The 5,456-nt window shown below is 72.5% G+C and carries 7 protein-coding genes; 4 read left to right on the top strand and 3 right to left on the bottom strand.

The annotated features are described in order from the left end of the window. Positions 1–56: 56 nt before the first annotated feature. On the bottom strand, positions 57–866 hold the full coding sequence (locus tag ACFQ7Q_RS37465; protein ID WP_383563547.1) for a PhzF family phenazine biosynthesis protein: 810 nt from the start codon (positions 864–866) through the stop codon (positions 57–59). 148 nt (positions 867–1,014) lie between these two features. Here ACFQ7Q_RS37465 and ACFQ7Q_RS37460 point away from each other — a divergent pair, with 148 nt between their 5' ends. Then, positions 1,015–1,641: a PadR family transcriptional regulator gene (locus tag ACFQ7Q_RS37460; RefSeq protein WP_383563544.1), complete on the top strand. Its 627-nt coding sequence runs from the start codon at positions 1,015–1,017 to the stop codon at positions 1,639–1,641. A gap of 71 nt (positions 1,642–1,712) precedes the next feature. On the opposite strand, the gene ACFQ7Q_RS37455 is transcribed toward ACFQ7Q_RS37460, so the two are convergent. Then, a complete protein-coding gene (locus tag ACFQ7Q_RS37455) occupies positions 1,713–2,141 on the bottom strand; it encodes an SRPBCC family protein (RefSeq protein ID WP_383563541.1) in 429 nt (142 codons plus the stop codon). Between the two features lie 79 nt (positions 2,142–2,220). Further along, positions 2,221–2,430 carry a hypothetical protein gene (locus ACFQ7Q_RS37450; RefSeq protein WP_383563550.1) on the bottom strand — a complete coding sequence of 70 codons (210 nt, stop codon included), beginning with the start codon at positions 2,428–2,430 and terminating at the stop codon, positions 2,221–2,223. A gap of 197 nt (positions 2,431–2,627) precedes the next feature. Between ACFQ7Q_RS37450 and ACFQ7Q_RS37445 the strand changes: the two genes are divergently transcribed. From ACFQ7Q_RS37445 to ACFQ7Q_RS37435, 3 genes are all read left to right on the top strand, one after another. Beyond that, positions 2,628–3,167 carry a Clp protease N-terminal domain-containing protein gene (locus tag ACFQ7Q_RS37445; RefSeq protein WP_383563538.1) on the top strand — a complete coding sequence of 180 codons (540 nt, stop codon included), beginning with the start codon at positions 2,628–2,630 and terminating at the stop codon, positions 3,165–3,167. Between the two features lie 41 nt (positions 3,168–3,208). Then, positions 3,209–4,237, top strand: a complete 1,029-nt coding sequence (locus ACFQ7Q_RS37440; protein WP_383563535.1) for a DMT family transporter — start codon at positions 3,209–3,211, stop codon at positions 4,235–4,237. 162 nt (positions 4,238–4,399) lie between these two features. Then, the gene (locus ACFQ7Q_RS37435; RefSeq protein ID WP_383563532.1) at positions 4,400–5,365 is read left to right on the top strand and encodes a DMT family transporter; all 966 of its coding nucleotides are present in this window, start codon (positions 4,400–4,402) and stop codon (positions 5,363–5,365) included. The last annotated feature ends 91 nt before the right edge of the window (positions 5,366–5,456 follow it).

The raw sequence follows: 5,456 nt of genomic DNA, 5'->3' as shown, positions 1-5,456 counted from the left end.
GGCGACGGCCGTACGCCCCTTCCGCGTATCCGGGTCTCGGTGCCGGGGACGGCGGCTCAGGCGTGCAGCTCGCCGTCGACGACGGTGACCGCGTGGCCGGTCAGCAGGGTGCGGTCGCCGCGCAGCCGGGTGCGGACGATGCCGGTGCGGGCACCGCCCTGGAACCCGGTCAGGTCGTCGCGGCCGAAGCGGGCGGACCAGAACGGTGCGAGCGCGGTGTGGGCGCTGCCGGTGACCGGGTCCTCGTCGATGCCGACGCCCGGGAAGAAGCCGCGCGAGACGAAGTCGTAGCCGCGCTCGGGCTGTTCGGCCGCGGCCGTCGCGATGACACCGCGGTCGGAGAGGTGCGCCAGCGCCGCGAAGTCGGGCGTCAGGGACCGGACGGTCGCCTCGTCGCGCAGCTCGACGACGAGGTCGCCGATGTGGGCCGAGGTGTCGTGGACGGAGACGGCTTCCGCGCCCAGCGCCTTCTCCAGGCCCTCCGGGGCGGGTACCGCGGTCAGCGTGGAGGTCGGGAAGTCCATGGTGATGGTGCCGTCGTCGGCGGCGGTGGCGCTGAGGACGCCGCAGCGGGCGGCGAACCGGACGGTCCCGGTCGCGGCGCCGGTCGTGTGCAGGACGTGGGCGGTGGCGAGGGTGGCGTGGCCGCACATGTCGACCTCGGTGGCGGGGGTGAACCAGCGCAGGGCCCAGTCGGCCTCGCCGTCGGGCGGCAGGGGGTGCGCGAAGGCGGTCTCGGAGAGGTTGACCTCGGCGGCCACCTTCTGGAGCCAGTGGTCGTCGGGGAAGGAGTCGAGGAGGAGGACCCCTGCCGGATTGCCGGAGAAGGGGCGGTCGGTGAACGCGTCGACGATTCGGATCCGCATGGCACGGAACGTACCGGCGCCGTAAAGCCGCAGGCCAAGGCCAATCCGGGACGACTGGACCTGTCGGGTGTTGGCAAACGAACTGTTCCGATATATCGTTGACGCATCGCGACAGTTCAACGATGTACCCGATGGAAGGAGCGTTGCGATGCGTTCACATGGACACGAACACGGACATGGAGACTGCGGACCCGGCCCTCGTGGTCGGGGAGGCTCTCGCGGTGACTTCGAGGGGCGGCGCGCCGCCTTCGGACAGTTCGGGCCCGGCTTCGGCGGCGGACCGTGGGGCGGAGGCCCCTTCGGAGGCGGCAGGGGCCGCGGCGGTGGCCGGGGTCGGGCGCGGCGCGGAGATGTCCGCGCCTCGATCCTCACGCTGCTGAGGGACCGCCCGATGCACGGTTACGAGATGATCCAGGAGATCGGTGAGCGCAGCGGCGGGGCGTGGAAGCCCAGCCCCGGCTCGGTCTACCCGACCCTGCAGCTCCTCGAGGACGAGGGTCTGATCGTCAGCGAGAGCGAGGGCGGCAAGAAGCTGTTCACGCTCACCGAGGCCGGTCGCGCCGAGGCCGAGTCGGGGCCCGAGGCCCCCTGGGAGGAGGCTGGGCGCGGTGTCGACTGGGAGGCCATGAACGAGGTCCGCCAGGCCGGCTTCGGCCTGATGGAGGCGTTCGGCCAGGTCTGGAAGACCGGCAGCGCCGAGCAGCGGCAGAAGGCGATCTCGGTGATCAACGAAGCCCGCAAGAAGCTGTACCTGATCCTGGCCGACGAGCACTGAGTCGACCGGACGGGGGGTGGGGCCCACGGGGTGTGCCGTGGGCCCCTCCCGTGTGCGTGTCGGATGGCCGCTCAGGCCACCAGGCCGGCCAGCTTCCGGAGGGACTCGTTGAGCGCCGCGGTGGCCGAGTCCTTCAGCTTGCCCGCCATCAGCGAGACGGCCGCGCCGGTGAACTCGCCGTCGATCCGGACCGTGGTGGCGTCCCCGTCCGCCGCGAGCGAGTAGCGCGTGCCGACGTTGACCCCCATCGGGCCCTTGCCCCGGATGGCCAGCACCCGGGTGGTCTCCAGCTCCTCGACCGTCCAGGTCACCTCGGCGGGGAAGCCCATCAGCTTCATGTTCTCCGCGAAGGTGGCGCCCTGTTCGAGCGTGGCCGGACCGCCGTTCGGGAAGCTGGTGTGGGTGGCGTTCCACTCGCCGTACGAGGTGAAGTCCGTCAGCTGCGCCCAGACCTTCTCGGCCGGCGCATCGATCCGTGCCTCCGCGCTGACTTCGGCCATACGACCACCCCTTCACGGGTTCCGCGTGTTCTCGTCGGACTTCGGTGTCGACGGAACGTAGCCGGGCGGTCGTCAACATTCAATACTGATGAACCGTCAGTTCTTCGACTTCGCCGATCCACCACATCCGCGCGGCGTCGAACCAGTCGGAGGCCCGTGGCCCTCCACCCTCCTCGTGGCAGTGGAACGCGGCCCAGAAGAGATCGGCCGGCAGCGCTTCCCGCGGCGCGTACACGCGGTAGACGTACTGCCGCCCGTCGAGCGCGAGCAGGGCGACCATCCAGAACATACTCACAGGACGAAACGCGAGGGCGCCGTGGTTGCGTTCGGGGCGCATGGCAAGGCGGCGCGCGCCCCCAAGGGGAGAACATCCCGAATCTCCTCCGTAGGGATGAGGGGCCGCCCGTCCGTGCCCACCTCCCGTGGGATGCGCACATGCTCCTCCACGGGGATGTCTCGGCCGCCCGGGGCTGATGAGGTGGGAGAGTGCATAGTCCTGTCCCTCGCGTGCCCCGACAGCCCGTGGCACGCCGCCCGGAGATCCAGCTCAGCCGCCTCACCGCCGAACTCGCGACGGTCGTGGCGACCGCGCGCCGCAGAGCCCTGCGTGACGGGGACCGGCAGATCGACACCGCCCATCTGCTCCACTCGCTCATCGAATCCGATCCCGAGGTCGGCGCCGCCTTCGCGGGCGGGCCGCAGCTCGCGCGCGTCCTCGGCTATCTCGTCCAGCGCTCCATCGGCTACGGCCTGCGCTGGCAGGGCTCCGTCGAGGACTCCGGCACCCTGGGAGTCGCAAGCGACGTCGATCCCGCGGCGGACGGCTGGTCGCCCGCCGCGGCCGCCGCGATGGACCGGGCCGGGGAGCGGGCCGCGCTGCGCGGCGAGCCACGCGCGCGTGGCCTCGATCTCCTGGCCGTGATCGCCTCGGATCCCGACAGCCGGGCGGTCGAGGTGCTCGGCCGGGCGGGGGTCGATCCGCTCGTCCTGGCCGACCGGATCGGGGAGCTGTCTCAACAGGTGTAACGGGGGTTACACGCCTGACGCAGTCCTGCCATGATGGCCCGATGCACGCGTCTCAGGGGAGAAGCGCCGGCCTGGGAATCGCCCTGGCCTCGGCCTTCGCATTCGGTGGTTCAGGTGTGGCGGCGAAGCCGCTGATCGAGGCAGGCCTCGATCCGCTCCATGTGGTGTGGCTCCGGGTGGCCGGCGCCGCCCTCGTCATGCTCCCGGTCGCCTGGCGCCACCGCGACCTGCTGCGTCGCAAGCCCGTGCTCCTTCTCGGCTTCGGACTCCTCGCCGTCGCGGGCGTCCAGGCCTTCTACTTCGCCTCGATCTCCCGGATCCCCGTCGGGGTCGCGCTGCTCATCGAGTACCTCGCCCCCGCTCTCGTCCTCGGCTGGGTCCGCTTCGTCCAGCGCCGGCCGGTCACCCGCGCCGCCGCGCTCGGCGTCGTCCTCGCCGTCGGCGGTCTGGCGTGTGTGGTGCAGGTCTGGTCGGGGCTCAGCTTCGACCTGCTCGGACTGCTGCTCGCGCTCGGCGCCGCCTGCTGCCAGGTCGGCTACTTCGTCCTCTCCGACCACGGCGGCGACGAGTCCGACCCGGTCGACCCGCTGGGTGTCATCGCGTACGGACTCCTCATCGGCGCGCTCGTGCTCACCGTCGTCGCCCGGCCGTGGGGAATGGACTGGTCCCTGCTCGGCGGCGACGCCGACATGGACGGCACGAAGGTGGCCGCCTGGCTGCTTCTCGGCTGGATCGTGCTGATCGCCACGGTCCTCGCCTATGTCACCGGGATCGTCTCGGTGCGCAGGCTCTCACCGCAGGTGGCCGGAGTCGTCGCCTGCCTGGAGGCGGTGATCGCGACCGTACTGGCCTGGGTGCTGCTCGGTGAGCACCTGGCGGCGCCGCAGATCATCGGCGGCGCGGTGGTGCTCGTCGGCGCGTTCATCGCCCAGTCGTCGACGCCGAAGCCGGCCTCGGCGGAGCCGGTGGCCGGGTCGGAGGCCGAGGCCGGAGCCGGGTCTCGGGTCGGTGCCGGGTCCGCTGCGAGCGACCCGGAGGCCGAGTTGTCCGCCGGTCGGACCGCCCCGTAAGGTGCCGATCATGCATTCGACCGTACTTCCGCCTCCTGCCGCCTAGGCGCGGGCGGCACTCTCCCTGACGAAGACCGGGCTCGGGCAGTCCCCGAGCGGTTCGTCGCTGCCCGCGTGCGGATCCGAGCGACCACACCACCCCGTCTTCACACGGAGAAGCACGTGTCGAACTCCTCCACGTCCGCGGCGGCCCTGCCTGCCGTCGGGCGGAGTCTCCTCTATCTGATCGTCGCCGGCGTCGCCTGGGGCACGGCCGGGGCCGCGGCCTCGCTGATGTTCCGGGTCAGTGACATGGGTCCCCTGGCGCTGTCCTTCTGGCGCTGCGTCGGCGGCCTGGTCCTGCTGCTGGGGGCGCTGGCCCTGCGGCCCGGACGCCCCGCCGCCCAGGCGGCGGAACCGCGCAGGCGGCGGCTGATCCGCATCCTCGGCACGGGGATCGGGCTGACCGTCTTCCAGAGCGCCTACTTCGCCGCCGTCGAGGCGACCGGGCTGGCCGTCGGCACCGTCGTCACGCTGGGCGCGGGTCCGGTACTCATCGCCCTCGGCGCCAGGCTCACCATGGGCGAACGGCTCGGTGGCGGCGGCGCTGCCGCCGTGGGCGGGGCGCTCGCGGGACTGGCCGTCCTCGTACTGGGCGGCGAGAGCGGCGAGGTCAGGCCGCTCGGCGTGGGCCTCGCGGTGCTCTCCGCCGCCGGATACGCGGCCATCACCCTGCTGACCCGGTGGCTCGGCCGTGACGGCGGCGGCTCCGACGCGCTGTCGACGACCACCTGGGCCTTCGCCGTCGGCGCGGCGGGGCTGCTGCCGATGGCGGCCGTCGAGGGCCTGTTCCCGCACACCGACCAGCCCGTGCAGGTGCTCGGGCTGCTGGTGTACGTGGCGGCGGTGCCGACGGCGCTCGCCTACGCGCTCTACTTCGCCGGGGCGGCGGTGGTGCGCGCGGCGACCGTGTCCGTGATCATGCTGCTCGAACCGGTGAGCGCGGCGGCGATCGCGGTGACCGTGCTGGGGGAGGAGCTGACCGCCGCCACCGTGATGGGCACGTTGTTGCTGCTCACGGCGGTGACGGGGCTCGCCTTCGCCGAGGCGCGGGACGCCGCTGTGCGGCGCGCGGAGGCCCCGGCGTAGTCCATCCCTCGGCGGCGGGCCCGGTGGGGTGTCCATCGGGCCCGTCGGCGAGCGCCTGCCCGCACCTCTACGGGCGGCGGCGCACCTGGTG

Origin of the sequence: Streptomyces sp. NPDC056527, assembly GCF_042794475.1 — a bacterium.
In the GTDB taxonomy this organism is placed as follows: Bacteria; Actinomycetota; Actinomycetes; order Streptomycetales; family Streptomycetaceae; genus Streptomyces.
Note: the sequence above shows the minus strand (reverse complement) of the source record. Positions and strands in the feature narration are given on the sequence as shown.

Coding starts and splice junctions, on each gene's coding strand:
- ACFQ7Q_RS37440 (WP_383563535.1), top strand. CDS start 3,209: ATGCACGCGTCTCAGGGGAGAAGCGCCGGCCTGGGAATCGCCCTGGCC.
- ACFQ7Q_RS37455 (WP_383563541.1), bottom strand. CDS start 2,141: ATGGCCGAAGTCAGCGCGGAGGCACGGATCGATGCGCCGGCCGAGAAG.
- ACFQ7Q_RS37450 (WP_383563550.1), bottom strand. CDS start 2,430: ATGTTCTGGATGGTCGCCCTGCTCGCGCTCGACGGGCGGCAGTACGTC.
- ACFQ7Q_RS37460 (WP_383563544.1), top strand. CDS start 1,015: ATGCGTTCACATGGACACGAACACGGACATGGAGACTGCGGACCCGGC.
- ACFQ7Q_RS37465 (WP_383563547.1), bottom strand. CDS start 866: ATGCGGATCCGAATCGTCGACGCGTTCACCGACCGCCCCTTCTCCGGC.